Annotated in this window: 2 protein-coding genes; both read right to left on the reverse strand. The window is 71.6% G+C overall.

The annotated features are described in order from the left end of the window. Positions 1–44: 44 nt before the first annotated feature. Positions 45–563 (reverse strand): DUF4190 domain-containing protein, encoded by a 519-nt coding sequence (locus AC1DUQ_RS21915; protein WP_477062875.1) that lies wholly within the window; start codon positions 561–563, stop codon positions 45–47. 57 nt (positions 564–620) lie between these two features. Beyond that, positions 621–926: an HGxxPAAW family protein gene (locus AC1DUQ_RS21920; protein ID WP_477062874.1), complete on the reverse strand. Its 306-nt coding sequence runs from the start codon at positions 924–926 to the stop codon at positions 621–623. Positions 927–1078 lie beyond the last annotated feature (152 nt).

Below are 1078 nucleotides of genomic sequence, written 5' to 3' on the forward strand. Positions count from 1 at the left end.
GGTCGGTCGGCTGAGGCTGCGGACCGTCGTCGACGGTCGTCACGTCAGTAGTCGGAGTAGTTGTAGCCGTCGGTGAACGCGTCGCGGAAGTCCGCGTTCGAGAACAGCACGGCGAACACGATGATCCCGAGCACCGAGAGCACGATCGCGATCCAGCCCAGGATGACGCCCGCCGTGGCCATGCCACCGTTGTTCGCCTCGCCGCGAGCGACGGCCTTCTTGGCGTTGTTGCCGACGATCACCGCGGGGATCCCGGTGAAGAGCCCGCACGACAGCACGAACGACGCGATGCCGAGGACCAGCGACCAGACGGCGAGGCTGTTCTTCGGGTACACGTAGGCGCCGCCGTACCCCGGAGCGGGCTGCTGGTAGCCGGGAGCCGACCCGTACGGCGTGGCCGCGGGGTACTGAGGAGTTCCGCCGGCCTCCGGGTACGGCGCCGCGGGGTACTGCGGCTGCGGCGGCGGGGGCGCTGCCGGGTACTGCGGCACCCCGGTGGGGTCCTGCGGCGGCTGCGGCTCTCCGCTGCCGTACGGGTTCTGCGGCTCGTTGGGGGTGGACATCGGTCCTCCTGGGTCGCGTGCGCCATCCGCTTCCCGGGTGGCGGTGGAACGGGCGGGTCAGTGCCCGCCGGTGCGTGCCTGCCGGGCACGCGTCTTGGCGCCGCCCTGGCCGTGGCCGGAGGCCTGCAGGGCCTTGCCGCCGATCAGCACGAGGGCGACCAGGGCCATGCCGACCCAGAACAGCCACACCTGCGCGAACAGCACGCCGAGGGCAGCGACGACGAACGCGATGACCACGCCGTACGTGGTGAACCACGCGGCGAGCGTCTTGCCGTGGTTGGTCGGTGCGGCCGTCGGCGGCAGGTGCATCGCCTCGGTCGTCGTGGCGTTCTGTGCGCGGTGCGCCAGGGTGTCGTCAGCCATCAGTGGGTGCCCTCCGTGCTCGGTTCTGCGCCCAACCCTATCCGACCATCGGAACGCCGTCCGGCACCCGACGGACGAGTCGGACCGCACGTCAGGACGGGTCGTCGCCCCGGGTGAGGGCGTCCCAGTCGGACCGCTCGTCGGGTGTGGTC

The organism is Cellulomonas sp. P4_B5_2 (assembly GCF_056402235.1).

Excerpts from the sequence above, each read along its gene's own strand:
- AC1DUQ_RS21915 (WP_477062875.1), bottom strand. The coding sequence starts at position 563 with ATGTCCACCCCCAACGAGCCGCAGAACCCGTACGGCAGCGGAGAGCCG.
- AC1DUQ_RS21920 (WP_477062874.1), bottom strand. The coding sequence starts at position 926 with ATGGCTGACGACACCCTGGCGCACCGCGCACAGAACGCCACGACGACC.